Annotated in this window: 14 protein-coding genes; 5 read left to right on the top strand and 9 right to left on the bottom strand. The window is 55.1% G+C overall.

The window, feature by feature from the left end:
* Positions 1 to 52: 52 nt before the first annotated feature.
* The 5 genes from ACOTXC_RS09905 to ACOTXC_RS09885 are packed head-to-tail and all read right to left on the bottom strand — an operon-like array spanning position 53 to position 6378.
* The gene (locus tag ACOTXC_RS09905) at positions 53 to 3169 is read right to left on the bottom strand and encodes an efflux RND transporter permease subunit (protein WP_022647421.1); all 3117 of its coding nucleotides are present in this window, start codon (positions 3167 to 3169) and stop codon (positions 53 to 55) included.
* Entirely contained in the window at positions 3166 to 4365 is a 1200-nt protein-coding gene (locus ACOTXC_RS09900) for an efflux RND transporter periplasmic adaptor subunit (RefSeq protein WP_421767603.1), read from the bottom strand. Before ACOTXC_RS09900 ends, ACOTXC_RS09905 begins: the two co-directional genes overlap by 4 nt.
* Positions 4362 to 5618 carry a TolC family protein gene (locus ACOTXC_RS09895; RefSeq protein WP_126292016.1) on the bottom strand — a complete coding sequence of 419 codons (1257 nt, stop codon included), beginning with the start codon at positions 5616 to 5618 and terminating at the stop codon, positions 4362 to 4364. Before ACOTXC_RS09895 ends, ACOTXC_RS09900 begins: the two co-directional genes overlap by 4 nt.
* 11 nt (positions 5619 to 5629) lie before the next feature.
* The gene (locus tag ACOTXC_RS09890; protein ID WP_046618907.1) at positions 5630 to 5923 is read right to left on the bottom strand and encodes a copper-binding protein; all 294 of its coding nucleotides are present in this window, start codon (positions 5921 to 5923) and stop codon (positions 5630 to 5632) included.
* A gap of 53 nt (positions 5924 to 5976) precedes the next feature.
* Complete coding sequence (locus tag ACOTXC_RS09885) at positions 5977 to 6378, bottom strand: hypothetical protein (RefSeq protein ID WP_063148018.1); 402 nt, start codon at positions 6376 to 6378, stop codon at positions 5977 to 5979.
* Positions 6379 to 6720: 342 nt separating this feature from the next.
* Here ACOTXC_RS09885 and dcuC point away from each other — a divergent pair, with 342 nt between their 5' ends.
* On the top strand, positions 6721 to 8088 hold the full coding sequence (gene dcuC, locus ACOTXC_RS09880) for an anaerobic C4-dicarboxylate transporter DcuC (protein WP_017382481.1): 1368 nt from the start codon (positions 6721 to 6723) through the stop codon (positions 8086 to 8088).
* Positions 8089 to 8182: 94 nt separating this feature from the next.
* The gene (gene rna / locus ACOTXC_RS09875) at positions 8183 to 8992 is read left to right on the top strand and encodes a ribonuclease I (RefSeq protein ID WP_032624674.1); all 810 of its coding nucleotides are present in this window, start codon (positions 8183 to 8185) and stop codon (positions 8990 to 8992) included.
* On the opposite strand, the gene ACOTXC_RS09870 is transcribed toward rna, so the two are convergent.
* Positions 8986 to 9612: a flavin reductase family protein gene (locus ACOTXC_RS09870; protein WP_023299579.1), complete on the bottom strand. Its 627-nt coding sequence runs from the start codon at positions 9610 to 9612 to the stop codon at positions 8986 to 8988. The two genes, rna and ACOTXC_RS09870, sit on opposite strands and share 7 nt — an antisense overlap.
* 262 nt (positions 9613 to 9874) lie before the next feature.
* Here ACOTXC_RS09870 and rnk point away from each other — a divergent pair, with 262 nt between their 5' ends.
* Positions 9875 to 10285 (top strand): nucleoside diphosphate kinase regulator, encoded by a 411-nt coding sequence (gene rnk / locus ACOTXC_RS09865; protein WP_022647414.1) that lies wholly within the window; start codon positions 9875 to 9877, stop codon positions 10283 to 10285.
* A 139-nt stretch (positions 10286 to 10424) separates the two neighbouring features.
* Here the strand turns inward: rnk and ACOTXC_RS09860 are convergent, their stop codons facing one another.
* Positions 10425 to 11663, bottom strand: a complete 1239-nt coding sequence (locus ACOTXC_RS09860) for a zinc-dependent alcohol dehydrogenase (protein ID WP_015571156.1) — start codon at positions 11661 to 11663, stop codon at positions 10425 to 10427.
* Between the two features lie 179 nt (positions 11664 to 11842).
* Between ACOTXC_RS09860 and uspG the strand changes: the two genes are divergently transcribed.
* Positions 11843 to 12271: a universal stress protein UspG gene (gene uspG / locus ACOTXC_RS09855; RefSeq protein ID WP_046618911.1), complete on the top strand. Its 429-nt coding sequence runs from the start codon at positions 11843 to 11845 to the stop codon at positions 12269 to 12271.
* Between the two features lie 60 nt (positions 12272 to 12331).
* On the opposite strand, the gene ahpF is transcribed toward uspG, so the two are convergent.
* Entirely contained in the window at positions 12332 to 13897 is a 1566-nt protein-coding gene (ahpF, locus tag ACOTXC_RS09850) for an alkyl hydroperoxide reductase subunit F (RefSeq protein ID WP_063148022.1), read from the bottom strand.
* A gap of 241 nt (positions 13898 to 14138) precedes the next feature.
* Positions 14139 to 14702: an alkyl hydroperoxide reductase subunit C gene (gene ahpC / locus ACOTXC_RS09845; protein WP_014882974.1), complete on the bottom strand. Its 564-nt coding sequence runs from the start codon at positions 14700 to 14702 to the stop codon at positions 14139 to 14141.
* 621 nt (positions 14703 to 15323) lie between these two features.
* Here ahpC and citR point away from each other — a divergent pair.
* The gene (citR, locus tag ACOTXC_RS09840; RefSeq protein ID WP_022647411.1) at positions 15324 to 16244 is read left to right on the top strand and encodes a DNA-binding transcriptional repressor CitR; all 921 of its coding nucleotides are present in this window, start codon (positions 15324 to 15326) and stop codon (positions 16242 to 16244) included.
* Positions 16245 to 16371: the final 127 nt, after the last annotated feature.

Genomic DNA, 16371 nt, shown 5'->3' with positions numbered 1-16371 from the left:
GTCTGAGGATACATAAACTGCATGCCTGAATAAGCACATGCAGTTGACATTTTTAACGTTGATGTAACAATTTGTAGAGTGCGGGAATAACTAACATCGACAATAACGGTGCAGTAACCATGCCACCAATCATCGGTGCAGCAATACGTTGCATCACCTCCGAGCCACTCCCATTGCCCCACATGATGGGCAGCAGTCCCGCCATAATCGTGGCGACCGTCATCACCTTCGGACGCACGCGCAGCACGGCACCTTCGTGGATCGCCCGCAATAGCACCGTATTTCCCCCTTCTGGCTCAAGCCTGTGATATTTATCAAGCGCATGATTCAAATATAGAACCATAATTACGCCGAATTCTGCTGCCACCCCGGAAAGGGCGATAAAGCCAACGGCCCCCGCCACAGACAAATTATATTCAAGCAGCCATAATAACCACACCCCACCAATAAGCGCGAAAGGCAATGTCCCCATTATTATCAGGACATTTGATATCCGCCTGAAGGTTAACCATAAAAGGATGAATATAATCATCAGCGTGACAGGTAAGACTATTTTAAGCGTCGCGGTCGCCCGTTCCAGATATTCAAACTGCCCGGACCAGGAGAGAGATACGCCCTGCGGCAATACCACCTTCTCCTCCACCCGTTTTTGCATTTCATCTACGGCGGACTTCAGATCGCGCCCGCGTAAGTCCACGTAGATCCAGCTGGAAAGGCGCGCGTTTTCACTTTTTAGCATCGGTGGGCCTTCCGTCACGACGATATCGGCCAGTTCCCCCAGCGCCACCTGGCTACCGCTGGCGGTTACTACCGGCAACACCCGCAACGTGTCGACGTTATCACGCAAATCGCGGGGATAACGCAGGTTGATGGGGTACCGCTCGCGTCCCTGGATCACCTCACCAATGTTATCGCCCCCGACCAGCGTGGAGACCAGGCTTTGCAGTTCATCGACGGAAACGCCGTAGCGCGCGGCTTTTTGCCGGTCGATACGAATATCCACGTAGCGCCCGCCCTCCAGTCGCTCCGCCAGCGCCGAGGAGACGCCAGGAACGTCCTTCACCACCTGCTCAATCTGCCGGGCCACGCGCTCAATGTCGGCAATATTATTGCCGTTCACCTTAATGCCGACCGGGCTTTTGATCCCGGTTGCCAGCATGTCCAGACGGTTACGGACAGGGGGCACCCACACATTGGCAATGCCCGGCAGCGACACGGTTTTATCGAGCTCCTCCACCAGCTTTTGCGGCGTCATTCCAGGCCGCCACTGCTCGCGGGGCTTAAAGTGGATAGTTGTTTCCAGCATGGTTAATGGCGCGGGATCGGTTGCCGACTCCGCCCGACCAGCTTTGCCAAACACGCTCGCCACCTCCGGTACGCTTTTGATCAAGCGGTCCGTCTGCTGAAGCAGCCGCGATGCCTCGCGAGCAGAGATCCCCGGCAGCGTGGAGGGCATATAGAGTAAATCCCCTTCATCCAGCGGCGGCATAAACTCACTCCCCAGGCGGCTCAGCGGCCAGAGCGTGGCGATCAGCAGCAGACATGCCAGTGCCAGGGTCGTTTTCGGGAAGGTCAGTACCTTATCAAGCAGCGGCTCATACAGGCGGATCAGGAGGCGGTTTATCGGGTTTGCCTTCTCATCCGGGATTTTCCCGCGAATAAAGAAGCCCATTAGCACCGGCACCAGAGTGATCCCAAGCCCGGCGGCCACGGCCATCGACCAGGTTTTGGTGAACGCCAGCGGCGAGAACATTCGCCCCTCCTGCGCTTCCAGCGAAAATACCGGTATAAATGACAGCGTGATGATTAACAGGCTGCAAAACAGCGCCGGTCCCACTTCAACCGCCGCCTTTTCCGCCAGACGCCAGTACTCTCCCGACGCAGGCTCCTTGCCCGGATTATCATGCCGCCACTGCTCCAGCACCTTGTGCATGTTTTCAATCATGACAATTGCCGCATCCACCATCGCTCCGATGGCAATGGCGATCCCGCCGAGCGACATCATATTCGCGTTAATGCCCTGATAGTGCATCACCACAAAAGCCCCGAGGATCCCCAGCGGCAGAGAAACCATCGCCACCAGCGCGGAACGCAGGTGGAACAGGAACAGCGCGCACACCAGTACCACCACGGCAAACTCTTCGAGCAGCTTGTGCGTCAGCGTTTTGACCGACTCCTCAATCAGCGTGGAGCGATCGTAGACCGGAACAATCTCGACGCCCTGCGGCAGCGTTTTTTGCAGCTCGCTCAGTTTCGCTTTTACCGCGCGAAGGGTTTCCAGCGCGTTCTGCCCGTAGCGCATCACGATTACGCCGCCAGCAACCTCCCCTTCACCGTTAAGCTCCGCCACGCCCCGGCGGATCTCCGGGCCAATGCCAATGGTGGCGACATCTTTCAGCAGGACAGGTACGCCATCGCGGGTGGCGATCACCACATTGCGAAAATCCTCCAGCGAGCGCAAATAGCCCGTTGTCCGCACCATATACTCCGCTTCGCCCATCTCCAGCAGGGCGCCGCCGCTCTCTTTATTGGCGGCCTGCACCGCGCCGGATAGCTGGCTGTGGGTAATATTCAGCGCGCGCATTTTCGCCGGGTCCGCCACGATCTGATACTGACGCACCATTCCGCCAATGCTTGCCACTTCAGATACATTCGGTACCGTCTTAAGCTCGAACTTAAGCGTCCAGTCCTGAAGGGCCCGCAGATCTGCCAGGCTGTGTTTTCCACTACGGTCGATCAGCGCATATTCGTAGATCCAGCCCACGCCCGTCGCATCCGGCCCCAGCGACACCTTCACGCCCGGCGGAAACTGCGCCTGTACCTGGCTTAAATATTCCAGCACCCGGGATCGCGCCCAGTAGAGATCGGTGCCATCCTCAAACAGCACATACACATAAGCGTCACCAAACATTGAAAAACCGCGCACGGTTTTGGCGCCCGGCACAGACAACATGGAAGTTGTCAGCGGCCAGGTCACCTGATCTTCAATCACCTGCGGCGCTTTCCCGGGGTAACTCGCTTTGATAATGACCTGCACATCAGACAGATCGGGCAACGCGTCCAGCGGCGCGCGCTGCACCGCCCACCAGCCCCAGCTGGCCATCATCAGCGCGGCCAGGATCACCAGCAGGCGGTTACGCAACGAGGCGCGAATCACAGCGGCAATCATGGCGTCACCTCCGGCATCACGCTACGCAGGCTGGCTTCGGAATCAATCAGGAATTGCCCGGACGTCACCACCTTATCGCCCTCTTTGACCCCGGACAGGATCGCCGTCCAGCCCTGCGCCGTCAGGCCGGTTTTCACCGTCACAGGCTGGAAATAACCGTCCCCGGTAGCCAGCAGCAGACGCGCAGACTCTCCGCTGTTAATCACCGCTTCTTCCGGCACCGCCAGCACCGGCGGGCCTTTCAGCTCTTCCGCACGCCTGACGGAGAGGTACATGCCCGGCTTCAGCTTATGTGCGGAATTTTCCAGCACGATACGGGCTTTAAGGGTTCGCGTGGCCGCCTCCATCTGCGGCAGCAATTCGCTGACCGTGCCGTGGAACTGCTCCCCCGGCCAGCTTTCTGAGGTTGCTACCACCTTGCTGCCCACCGCCAGAGACTGCGCCTGCGTTTGCGGGTAGTCGATCACCAGCCAGACCGGATCGAGGCTGGCGATCTCAAACAGCGGCGCCGTTGCGGTGATTTGCGCCCCTTCCCGCACGTCCAGCTTCACCACATAGCCCGCCCGGTTGGTGCGCAGAATGAGCGTGGTCTGCGGCTTACCGCTACGCTCCAGCAAACGAATGACCTCTTCTGGCATAAACTGCAACGCCAGCCGCTCGCGTGCGGCGCGGGTCAATGCGGCATCGCCAAGCTGACGAACCGCGAGATACTCCTGCTGGGCGGCGGTCCACTGCGGGATCCACAGTTGCGCCAGCGCCTCTCCGGCTTTTACCTGCTGCTGCGGCGCATTAACAAACAATTTTGACACCACGCCATTGGCCGGGGCTGACAACACCGAGACGTTACGTTCATCCGTTGCAACCGTGGCAAAGGCCGAGAACGGCGAAACCAGCTGGCGCATCTCAACGTTGGCGGTTTTCATCCCCAGGTTTTGCTGCTGTTGAGTGCTGATGGCCACGCCTGACGCCGTCTGCGCTTCATCGGCGTAGCGTGGGACCAGATCCATATCCATAAAGGGGGATTTACCCGGCTTATCGAAGCGCTGACCGGGTACCATGGGGTCGTACCAGTAAAGCACCTTGCGTTCAGACGGTTGTGAAGCCGCATCCGGCTGATGCGTCTGCTTCTGTCCGACAAAATAGCCGCCAACGGCAGCTATCGCGATGGCAATCGCCATTAACGTTGTTTTTTTCATTGCGCCAGCTCCTGCGGGATCAGCCAGTTCACGGCAGCCCAGGTTCGCGCCATTTCGCGCTCCGCCTGGTTCACCGCCAGTTCCGTATCCAGTACGCCACGACGCGCCTCCAGCAGGGCCGGAAGCGCCGACTGTCCAGAGCGATATTGCGCCGTCAGCACTGTCAGCCGTTGACGCTGCAACGGTAGTACCTCGTCTCGCTGTCGCTGCCACACCGTTTGCGCAGCCTGATACTGCGCCACCAGCGTTTGCACCTGGGCAATGTGTTCGCGTTTGAGCAGCGTCAGTTGATCCACCGCCTGCATTGAGCGGGAAACATCGGCGGCGTAATCCTTGTCCTGACGTTTTGACTGGAACAGAGGCAGATCCACGCTGAACATCACGCCAGCCATATCGTCATAGCCTTCGGCGCGGTGGGCGTAATAGACCTCCACATCCACATCGGGTAGCGCTGCCACGGCAGATTGCGCTGAACGCGCTTTCGCGGTCTCTGCTTCACGTCGCGCGGCCTCCACTTCCGGGTGTCTGGCAATCCCCTCCTGCAACGTTTTTTCATCGGCAGGAAGGCGCTGATAGCGCGGCAGCGGACCGCGAACCGCCGTAATAGCGTGCCCTGTTAGCTCCAGCAGACGGCTTTGCGCCAGCTGCACATCCCGCTGCGCCAGCGTCTCTTTGTCGCGCATGGCGCTGAGGATCATTTGCAGGGCCAGTACGCTGTCCGGCGTTGCGCCTCCCGCCCCGACGCTCGCCTTCTGCACGCCCCGCTGGCGTTCCGTTTCACGGACCAGCGTTCTGGCCGTTTTCAGCGCCTGCTGTGCCAGCGCCAGATCCAGCCAGGCCTGGGCGGTATCACGCTGAAGCGCGGCACGTACGGCCTCGGATTTTGCCAGCACGCTTCGCGCCTGCGCCTGAAAAGTCTGTGCTTTACGTTCCCGCTTCTCTGAGCTGACGTAGCTTTGCATGATGCCAACCTTCTGCATGGTCATCCCTTCGCGCGTAAGCCGCCGATCGTTGCTGCCCTGTACCGGCACGTTTTCAATACCGAATTTCAGTTTTGGATCAGGTAATTGCGTGGCGGAATCCGCCATCGCATCCAGCGCCTGCGCTTCGTTACGGCTGGCGGAGAGTTCTGCCGAGTAGCGCTGGGCTTCGGTCAGGGTGTGTTCGAGCGTCCACGGCTCCGCCTGCGCGGCGGAGGTTAACAGGCCGAACAACACCCCACCGAGCCACAGGCTCAGTGTGTGTTGTTTCATGGTGACCTCGCTTAGCGCGCTGGCGTCAGCGAGATAATCTGGAAACCGTCACCCGCACGCTCAAGCGTGAAGGTCACCTCATCCCCCGGTTTGGCGCCATTCAGCGTGGCACCCGAAGATAAAGTAAACGGCATGGTCATCGCTGGCCATTTTAGTTCCGGTATGGCCTCGTGACGGAGCATGACGGCATTGTCAGAGATCGACTGAACCACGCCGCGGCCCTGCCAGGTCTGGTTTGCCTGAACGGTATAAGAAGCGAAAGAGATGGACGCGCCAACCAGCGCGGAAAGGAATAGGGTACGCATGATAAAACTCCTGTTAAACGTTAAGTAAATAAAATCAACGAATTAACAGGTTTTTACTCCCGAAACCGGCAATAGCGGATCGTTGCCGGCGGCCCCACAGCAGGAGGGGTAACAGACCACGCAGAATGGCTTGCAGATGAACACTCTGGCGTCGTTAAGGTCAGCGTCATGGCGGCAGGCAGCGCCACCAGATGCGGCTGGGCAGGTTCTTTTTGTACCTGATCCGGCACACAATGTTTTTCACACAGCGGTGAAGCACCGGCAGCATAATGCGGCCCCGGTCCCGCCATCATATCCATATGCTGGATGGTGGCCACCTCACCGCGCAAATCCATTGAACATTGATGGGAGGCGACGGCCACCTGACTCTGGATTAACAGCCAGCCAAACGCCAGCAAAAACATCAGCAGATGTTTTTTGATAAAGCGCAGGCGATACGTCCAGCTGGCGTGCATATTCAGATCGTCGGATAGGGTAAAAGTGAACCGAGTATAAGCAGGCAAAAGAATGAAAGAGAAGTAGTTTTAAAGAGATTTACGTTTTTAAATCGATTGTCGGCAAGTAATACTCAAAACCTTAACACTTCACCATCAATTTAATGACATATAATATCTATTCATCAGGTCAATAACGTCTTAATATAAATGACGCAGGGTTAGCAAAAATATCGTCATCATTGCCTTTAGTAGTCTCTTTCTTGATTTTAATCAGCAAGGACTGGCCATTTATTCGGCACATTTCAGGCTTCTTTTTTATTGATTATTTGTCTCTCGGGCAGCAAGGATACAGGGGAAATCATGCTTACTTTTCTCGAACTCCTCATTGGAGTCGTGGTCATTGTCGGTGTAGCACGCTACATCATTAAAGGTTACTCAGCCACCGGTGTGCTATTTGTCGGCGGCCTGACGCTGCTGATCATTAGCGCGCTAATGGGTCATCAGGTTTTACCCGCCAGCGAAGCCAGCACCGGATATACCGCTACCGATATTGTGGAATATATAAAAATTCTGCTGATGAGCCGCGGCGGCGACCTGGGCATGATGATCATGATGCTCTGCGGATTTGCTGCCTATATGACCCATATCGGTGCGAATGATATGGTGGTGAAGCTGGCTTCTAAGCCGCTGCAATATATTAACTCCCCCTATCTTCTGATGGTCGCGGCTTATTTCCTGGCCTGTCTGATGTCATTAGCCGTTTCCTCAGCAACGGGCCTTGGCGTGCTGTTAATGGCGACGTTATTCCCGGTAATGGTTAACGTCGGGATCAGCCGTGGCGCAGCGGCGGCTATTTGCGCCTCTCCGGCGGCGATTATTCTCTCCCCTACTTCCGGTGACGTGGTGCTGGCCGCGAAAGCCGCGGAAATGTCGCTGATTGACTTCGCCTTCAAAACCACACTGCCAATCTCCATCACCGCTATTCTCGGCATGGGCGTGGCGCATTTCTTCTGGCAACGCTACCTCGATAAGAAAGAGAACGTCAGCCATGAGATGATGGACGTCAGTGAAATCACCACTACCGCCCCGGCGTTTTATTCCATCCTGCCCTTCACGCCGATTATTGGCGTGCTTATTTTTGACGGCAAATGGGGCCCTCAGCTGCACATCATCACTATCCTGGTGATCTGTATGCTGCTGGCGGCCATCCTGGAATTTGTTCGTGGCTTTAATACCCAGAAGGTGTTCACGGGTCTTGAAGTCGCCTTCCGCGGCATGGCGGATGCCTTCGCGGGCGTGGTGATGCTGCTGGTTGCCGCAGGGGTGTTTGCTCAGGGGCTGAGCACCATCGGCTTTATCCAGAGCCTGATCTCTATCGCCACCTCTTTCGGCTCGGCCAGCATTATCCTGATGCTGGTGCTGGTGGTACTGACCATGCTGGCGGCGATGACTACCGGCTCCGGTAACGCGCCGTTCTATGCGTTTGTTGAGATGATCCCTAAGCTGGCACACTCCTCCGGCATCAACCCGGCTTACCTGTCCATTCCGATGCTCCAGGCCTCCAACCTGGGTCGTACCATTTCTCCGGTATCGGGCGTGGTGGTTGCGGTGGCGGGGATGGCAAAAATCTCTCCGTTTGAAGTGGTAAAACGCACGTCAGTGCCGGTGCTGGTTGGCCTGATTATCGTTATTATCGCCACCGAAGTGCTGGTTCCCGGCGCTGCCTAAGCGAAATTCCTGCTTTCCAAAAAGCGCCTGCGGGCGCTTTTTGTGCTTTAATAACCCCCAGAAATTAATCGCGCCCAACCAATCAGGAAAGCAAATGTTCAGGAAGGATATCGTTATCCCGTCTGGCGCAGTAGCGCTTGCACTCTGTGTCTTCTCAATTCAGGCAGATCCGCTTAAGCCAACCCAGTATGGCGATTTCGATCGCTACGTTCTGGCTCTTTCCTGGCAAACGGGATTTTGCCAGAGTATGGTCGAACGCAACCGTGACGAACCGGAAGAGTGTCGCCTGCAAAAAGAGAGCAGCAACAAAACCGATTTTCTGACCGTCCACGGCTTATGGCCAGCGCTGCCGAAATCTATTGCCGCTCGCGGAGTGGATGAACGCCGCTGGATGCGCTTCGGCTGTGCCACTCGTCCGGTTCCGAATATGCCGGAAGCAAAAGCCAGCCGCAAATGTGACGCCGCAGAGACCGGACTATCGCTAACGGGCGCGGCGAAGCTGAACAGCGTGATGCCCGGCGCGGGCGGCAACTCCTGCCTTGAACGTTATGAATACGCGAAACACGGCGTCTGCTTTGGTTTTGATCCCGACGCTTACTTCGGCACCATGGTGCGCATGAACCAGGAAGTGAAAAATAGTGCGGTTGGGGAATTTCTGGCGGAAAACTATGGCAAGACCGTCCGCCGTAGCGATTTTGATGCAGCCGTGGCCAAAAGCTGGGGGAAACAGAACGTAAAAGCGTTCAAGCTTACCTGCCATGGCAATCCGGCTTATCTGACCGAGATGCAGATCTCGCTAAAATCCAGCACCATTAACAACTCGCTCTCAGCCAGCACCTTTGCGCCACAGCCGCATCCGGGCAACTGCGGCAAACAGTTTGTTATCGATAAAGCTGGTTACTGATTGTTCCTGCGCGCATCCGGGCGTACCAGATCGAAGCGATGGCTGTCGCTGATGCCGTAGTAGGCTGACGGTCCACCCGCACGCAGAATGGGCTGCGCTTTCGCGGTCTGGTAAATCCCCTCTTCCAGCAAACTCTCAGCGATATGGACGCCCACCACTTCGCCGAGCACCAGCCAGGTATCAATCGGTGTCCCATCCGCGCCGGTCAACTGAATGCACTGTGACAATCGACACTCGAAATTCACCGGGCTTTCCGCCACGCGCGGCGAGCTCACAAGCTGGCTGGCTACGGGCGTCAGGCCGGCAAAGGTAAATTCATCCTCGCCATGAGGGAGTGTGGCGGAGGTTTCATTCATCGCCTCAGCCAGATCGCGCGTTGCGAGGTTCCAGACAAACTCTTCCGTTTCGGTAATATTCCGCACGCTATCCTTCCAGCCGTTGCTGGAAAAACCAATGATCGGTGGGCGATAGTTAAAGCAGTTAAAGAAGCTGTACGGGGCAAGGTTCAGTTGACCGGCCTTATCACAGGATGAAATCCAGCCAATCGGACGTGGACCGATAATGGCGTTCAGCGGGTCGTGCGGCAGGCCGTGCCCCTGAGACGGTTGGTAAAAGTACATATCGCTCTCTCTACGCTGGGGCTGCAACGCGCATTGCCCGGTTTAAGTTTTACCAGCGTAACGAAATTTCCGTTCAGCGTGAATCGGGATGCCGGGTTTATTGCCAAAAATTCATATGGCGCACGAATGTGACCTTCATCACTTCAAACTTAGGGTTTCAGACAGTATCATCAGATAAGTTAAACCCTCGCTGCCAGACGGCGAGGGTTTTCTTTTGGATTGGTTTCTGCGTTACACGCAGCATTAACGACATGGAGTAAAAATGTCCAGACCTACGATTATCATCAATGAACTCGACGCAGAACGTATTGACCGACTGTTGGAGAAACCAGAATTCGCCTCGCTGCCGGTTGCCGATGCGCTGAACGAAGAGCTAGACCGGGCGCAAATGTGTACGCCTGAGACCATGCCGCATGATGTGGTCACCATGAACAGCCAGGTGAAGTTCCGCAACCTGACCACCGGGGAGGAACTCACCCGTACGCTGGTCTATCCGGCGCAGATGACCGACAGCAGCATGCAGCTTTCGGTGCTGGCACCCGTGGGCGCGGCGCTGCTTGGACTGCGCACGGGCGATACTATCCACTGGGAACTCCCGGGCGGCGCCTCAGCCCATCTGGAAGTACTTGAGCTGCTCTACCAGCCCGAAGCCGCTGGCGATTACCTGCGTTAATCCCTTCTGAACAAGCGACCCCGCTTTGCACAGAGGATGCACCTGCATCCTCTTTCCGCAAATTCACCCGATTGTGTTATATCGGACAAAAACCGCTTAATCCACGCTTACTCTGTCGTAGTGCCGTGGGGACGAAACCTCACACAACGCCGCCGGGGAAGGCATTCACCAGTCCCTTCACTTTCTGCTGCGCTGCCTCCGGGGTGTCTGCGCCAGGCACCAGGATCACCTTGCGGCACTCCTCCTCCCGTTTTTCGAAGATCTTATAGGCTCGCTCCGCATCAGCCAGCGGAAGATAGTGGGTCACAATATCTTCCGGTGTAAGCAACCCTTTTTCGATAAGCGGCAGCAGCTCTCCCAGCCAGGCGTGGACGTGCGTCTGCCCCATCTTAAAGCTCAGCCCTTTATCGAAGGCATCGCCAAACAGGAAGCCATGGATGAAACCGGCGTACACGCCCGGCACGCTGACCACGCCGCCGCGTCGCACCGCAGCAATGCACTGGCGCAGGGCTTTGCCGCTGCTGCCTTCAATTTTCAGGTTACTGAGGATCGTTTCCGTCGTGCTGCCTTTGGCCTCAAACCCGACGGCATCAATCACCGCATCCACCCCGCGCTGCCCGGCCGTTTGCTCAATGATTTTTTCCGCCGCGTCGTTATCGTCATCAAAGTTAATCGGGATCGCGCCGTAGCGCTCCTGGGCAAACCGCAGTCGATAGGGATGATGGTCAACCACAAAAATCTGCTCTGCGCCGAGAAGCCGCGCGCAGGCAATGGTCAGTAACCCCACCGGCCCGGCCCCGAATACGGCGACGCTGGAGCCTTTCTGGATCTGCGCATTTTTCGCCGCCTGCCAGGCGGTAGGCAGAATATCTGACAGGAAAAGCGCTTTGTCGTCTGACAGCAGCTGAGGCACTTTAAACGGCCCTACGTTGCCTTTCGGCACGCGCACATACTCCGCCTGTCCGCCCGGCACGCCGCCGTAAAGATGGCTGTAGCCAAACAGCGCGGCAGGGGCGGGAATTTGCTTTTTGTTCAGCGCCGCGCCCTGCCCGCGGTTCGTGTTTTCGCAGGCCGCGTACTGTTGCATCTGGCAAAAGAAACAGTCACCGCAGGCAATCACAAACGGGATCACCACCCGGTCACCTTTCTGCACGTTCTTCACTTCGCTCCCGCACTCCACCACCTCGCCCATAAATTCATGACCAAAGATATCGCCGTGCTGGACCTTGGGAATTTTTCCGCGATAAAGATGCAAATCGGAACCACAGATCGCCGTGGCTGTTACGCGCAGGATGATATCGTCAGGCTGTTCGATGCCCGGATCGGGGACATTATCGACCCGAACATGATGTGGACCGTGATAGGTGAGAGCTTTCATGCAACCTCCGAAAGGGTGTGGGTAAGCTTATAAAAGGGTAGCTACCTCTCGGGATCTGCCCCGGAATCCGGCTGTTTTGAGATTTATCCTGGCGAGATAAAAGTGCTGTCGGGATTACAGAAACCATTTATATTTTGTGGTTGAATGATTGCAGCGTTTATAAACAAGGAGAAACGGGTATGTATCAAACAATCATTATGCCGGTTGATGTTTTCGAAATGGAACTGAGTGATAAGGCTGTACGTCATGCGGAATTTCTCGCGCAGCAGGACGGAGTTATTCATCTTCTGCATGTTTTACCGGGCACTGCCAGCCTGAGCCTGCATCGTTTCGCTGCTGATGTGCGTCGTTTTGAAGAGCATTTACAGCATGAAGCCGAGACGCGCCTGCAAACCATGGTCGGGCACTTCAGCATCGATCCTTCCCGCATAAAAACCCACGTCCGGTTCGGTAGCGTGCGTGACGCCGTTAATGAACTGGCCGCGGAGCTGAACGCAGACGTGGTGGTGATTGGTTCGCGCAACCCGTCTATCACCACTCACCTGCTGGGGTCGAACGCCTCCAGCGTGATCCGCCACACCCACATTCCGGTGATGGTCGTCAGATAAAAAAAAGAGGCCACCTTTTGGTGGCCTCTTGCATTGCAGGTGCCGTCTTGCTTTCTTTTATTATGCAGTTTTGGTGCGGATCAGGTAATCAAACGAGCTCAGCGACGCTTTCGCCCCTTCGCCAGTGGCGATGATGATCTGCTTGTACGGCACGGTGGTGCAGTCGCCTGCCGCAAATACGCCCTTCACGCTGGTTTCGCATTTCGCATCGATGATGATCTCGCCCATGCGGTTGCGCTCGATTGCGCCTTCCAGCCAGGTGGTGTTTGGCAGCAGGCCAATCTGAACGAAGATCCCCGCCAGCGCTACGCTGTGGATATCGCCACTCACGCGGTCACGGTATTCCAGACCGGTCACTTTGCTGCCGTCGCCTTTCACTTCTGTCGTCTGGGCATTGAGCACAATGTCGACGTTATTCAGGCTACGCACTTTATCCTGCAGCACCTGGTCCGCTTTCATCTCAGGGGCGAACTCCAGCAGGGTAACGTGTTCAACAATTCCCGCCAGATCGATAGCCGCTTCCACACCGGAGTTACCGCCGCCGATCACCGCTACGCGTTTACCTTTGAACAGCGGGCCGTCACAGTGCGGGCAATAGGTCACGCCTTTGGTGCGATACTGATCTTCGCCCGGCACGTTCATGTTGCGCCATTTCGCGCCAGTGGCAATGATCACGCTGCGCGCCTTCAGCACCGCGCCGGACGCCGTTTCAATCTGGTGCAAACCACCCTCGACCGCGGCCGGAACCAGTTTGCTGGCGCTCTGGCTGTCAATGACATCCACGTCGTAGTCGCTGACGTGCGCTTTCAACGCCCCGGCCAGCTTCTGGCCTTCGGTTTTCGGCACGGAAATGTAGTTTTCAATGTCTACGGTATCCAGAACCTGACCACCGAAACGCTCGCCCATCAGACCGGTACGGATCCCTTTACGTGCGGAGTAAACCGCTGCCGCCGCGCCCGCCGGGCCGGAGCCAACAATCAGCACGTCGTACGCATCACGTTGGTTCAACTCTTCCGCCGCACGTTTTTCTGCGCCGGTATCCACTTTGGCGACGATTTCGGTCAGCGTCATACGCCCCTGGCCGAACTCCTGACCATTCAGGTAAACCGCCGGAACGCCCATCACGTTGCGCTCGGTGATTTCGTTCTGGAACGTACCGCCGTCAATCGCCGTGTGCTTAATGCGTGGGTTGAGCACTGACATCAGGTTCAGCGCCTGCACCACGTCCGGGCAGTTGTGGCAGGAGAGCGAGTAATAGGTTTCAAACTCAAAATCACCGTCGATATCGCGGATCTGCTCCAGCAGCGCCTGCGCTTCTTTTGACGGATGACCACCGGTCCACAGCAGCGCCAGCACCAGGGACGTAAATTCGTGCCCCAACGGAGAACCCGCGAAACGCGGCCCCTGGTCAGACCCTGGGTTGGCGATCAGGAAAGAAGGCTTACGGACTGCCAGCGCGTTGTCTTCTTTGAAGGTCACTTTCGGCGACAGCTCAGCAATCTCTGTCAGCAGCGCTTTGATTTCTGCCGATTTCGCGCTGTCGTCCAGCGTGGCAATCAGCTCAACAGGTTTGGTCAGTTTCTCAAGGTAGGCCTTGAGCTGGGTTTTCATGTTAGTGTCGAGCATTATTCTTCCCTCTCTTAAAACGTCATCATGCAAGCCGCCTTATACGGGCTGCCTGAATGCAACTTGCATCATGGTGCTGGAATGAAATGGGCGCGGGTGCGCCCATGACTGAAACAATTTCCAGAGTATTTCGCGTCAGAGCAAGGCGGCTAGCCTGAGAATCCCCGGGAGCTTACTGAAGTAAGTGACCGGGGTGAGCAGGCGACGCCAACGCAGCTATGGCGTGAAAGACGACGGAAATTTAGATCTTGCCGACCAGGTCCAGAGATGGCGCCAGCGTTGCTTCGCCTTCTTTCCATTTCGCCGGGCACACTTCGCCTGGGTGAGAAGCAACGTACTGAGCCGCCTTCACTTTGCGCAGCAGGTCAGATGCATCACGGCCGATACCTTCAGCGGTAACTTCGATAGCCTGGATAATGCCCTGCGGGTCAACAACGAAGGTCGCACGGTCAGCCAGGCCTTCATCTTCACGCATGTTGTCGAAGTTACGGGTCAGGGCGCCAGTCGGGTCGCCGATCATCGCGTATTTGATTTTCGCGATAGTTTCAGAGCTGCTGTGCCACGCTTTGTGGGTGAAGTGGGTATCGGTAGAAACAGAGTAAACGTCTACGCCCAGCTTTTGCAGTTCTTCGTAGTGGTCTGCAACGTCGCCCAGTTCGGTCGGGCAAACGAAGGTGAAGTCAGCCGGATAGAAGAAGAACACGCTCCAGCGGCCTTCGGTATCTTTCTCAGTAACTTCGATGAACTCACCGTTTTTGAACGCCTGGTTTTTGAAAGGTTTAATTTTGGTGTTAATCAAGGACATCTGTACTTCCTCCGTGTTTTCGTTGAGGTGTAAGGTAACCAACTTTGTTCATCGGGGCTAATGCGTATGCTTTATCAAATCAATCAGCCAAACCTTACAACAGCAACAAGACAGCAAGGTGAACCTTTTACAGGAAAGCCTGAAAGTAAAAAGGCCGCCTCAACGGGCGGCCCTGATACCTGAATTCCCCGCAGGTACATTCAGTGCCAGCCGAAGCTGGCGTTGCGTTGCGCTCTACATACCTTGTATCAAGGCCGTAACAGCGGTTTGATTACAGCACCCCTGCGCGCAATGAGCAATGCATAAGAGGGATAGTCCTGCCTATGGCTGTGATAGGCAGATTCGAACAGGTCATTGAAACATTATAAATTTAATTTCATTATGGGTTTCACGCTATATATAAACGCCATTTGTCATTCAAATAATTCAATCACACTTTAAAGATAAAATTATCTTAATAACTCTTGAAGATATGTTTCAATAATCCAAAGCCGTGATATATTAAGATCACTTAAATTCTAAATTAAGCGAGTTATTCACACGGATTGTAAAGGGTAACTACACTCTGTCGTACTCCATGGTGTGATAACGACAGCAAACTCAACTCACTCAGGACGAAACATGGCAAACCTCTACGACCTAAAAAAATTCGATCTCAATCTGTTAGTTATCTTCGAATGCATTTACCAACATCTCAGTATCAGTAGGGCTGCCGAGACGCTTTATATCACACCATCCGCCGTCAGCCAGTCGCTGCAACGCCTGCGCGGTCAGCTTGATGACCCCCTGTTTATCCGTTCAGGGAAGGGAATTACGCCCACCACGGTAGGTACCAACTTGCATCATCATCTGGAAAAAAATCTCAATCAGCTTGAGCAGACGATCAACATGATGCATCACTCGGACATCAAGAAAAAGTTCGTTATCTATTGCACTCAAATGGTGTCTCCTGGTTCGATGCTGGAACCGTTGAAGCTTTTAATATCTGAGGAGAATTATGAGATAGAACAAAGAGATATGCTTATTTCCTCCGAATCAGCGGAAGATTTGTTGGCCTATCGTAAAGCCGATCTCATCTTCTCTATCGCACCTATCCACAATCGCTCTGTGGTCTGCACCCACTTCACTACGGTGCCGATAGCCTTAATCTGTAGAGCAGACCACCCAAGGCTCGCTGACACAGCTACGGTGGACGCGCTATACCAGGAGAAATTCACTTTTTACCAGAGTGCTCATCCGGGTGTAAAAGAGTTCCAGAGTCGGGCCAATGACGCTTTTCCGGAAAGAAATATTGCTTTTCGCACCGACTCCCTTAGCTCTCTCATCTCTATGGTCAGTTCATCTGATTTGTTAGGCTATATCCCCGTGTCGATCTATGAAACATTTAAAGAATCTTTGAAATTAAAAAGGCTTGAGCCACCGTTTGCGCTGCCTGAATTAAAGATCTATATGCTCTACGGCCGTTCATCACTGAATAGCTCTGTTTTTTCAACATTCATTGAAAAAATGCATAAGCTCTGCGTTTCTCCGCCGTCTGCGTAAAATACATTTGCATGGTGAATATAATTAAAGCGAACCGAAAAAAATGACTCCGTGAAATTAAGGATAAACAATTCCATAATATCGTTTTGATTTTCCCAAGACATTTAACACGCAGGACGCGATTAAT

It is taken from the genome of Enterobacter cloacae complex sp. IR5428 (genome assembly GCF_049238585.1).
Taxonomy (GTDB): Bacteria; Pseudomonadota; Gammaproteobacteria; order Enterobacterales; family Enterobacteriaceae; genus Enterobacter; species Enterobacter intestinihominis.
This window is presented reverse-complemented; position numbering and strand designations above follow the sequence as displayed.

Coding starts and splice junctions, on each gene's coding strand:
- ACOTXC_RS09860 (WP_015571156.1), bottom strand. CDS start 11,663: ATGAAAGCTCTCACCTATCACGGTCCACATCATGTTCGGGTCGATAAT.
- ACOTXC_RS09890 (WP_046618907.1), bottom strand. CDS start 5,923: ATGCGTACCCTATTCCTTTCCGCGCTGGTTGGCGCGTCCATCTCTTTC.
- ACOTXC_RS09900 (WP_421767603.1), bottom strand. CDS start 4,365: ATGAAAAAAACAACGTTAATGGCGATTGCCATCGCGATAGCTGCCGTT.
- rna (WP_032624674.1), top strand. CDS start 8,183: ATGTTCAGGAAGGATATCGTTATCCCGTCTGGCGCAGTAGCGCTTGCA.
- dcuC (WP_017382481.1), top strand. CDS start 6,721: ATGCTTACTTTTCTCGAACTCCTCATTGGAGTCGTGGTCATTGTCGGT.
- ACOTXC_RS09885 (WP_063148018.1), bottom strand. CDS start 6,378: ATGCACGCCAGCTGGACGTATCGCCTGCGCTTTATCAAAAAACATCTG.
- ACOTXC_RS09870 (WP_023299579.1), bottom strand. CDS start 9,612: ATGTACTTTTACCAACCGTCTCAGGGGCACGGCCTGCCGCACGACCCG.
- ahpC (WP_014882974.1), bottom strand. CDS start 14,702: ATGTCCTTGATTAACACCAAAATTAAACCTTTCAAAAACCAGGCGTTC.
- citR (WP_022647411.1), top strand. CDS start 15,324: ATGGCAAACCTCTACGACCTAAAAAAATTCGATCTCAATCTGTTAGTT.
- ACOTXC_RS09905 (WP_022647421.1), bottom strand. CDS start 3,169: ATGATTGCCGCTGTGATTCGCGCCTCGTTGCGTAACCGCCTGCTGGTG.
- rnk (WP_022647414.1), top strand. CDS start 9,875: ATGTCCAGACCTACGATTATCATCAATGAACTCGACGCAGAACGTATT.
- uspG (WP_046618911.1), top strand. CDS start 11,843: ATGTATCAAACAATCATTATGCCGGTTGATGTTTTCGAAATGGAACTG.
- ahpF (WP_063148022.1), bottom strand. CDS start 13,897: ATGCTCGACACTAACATGAAAACCCAGCTCAAGGCCTACCTTGAGAAA.
- ACOTXC_RS09895 (WP_126292016.1), bottom strand. CDS start 5,618: ATGAAACAACACACACTGAGCCTGTGGCTCGGTGGGGTGTTGTTCGGC.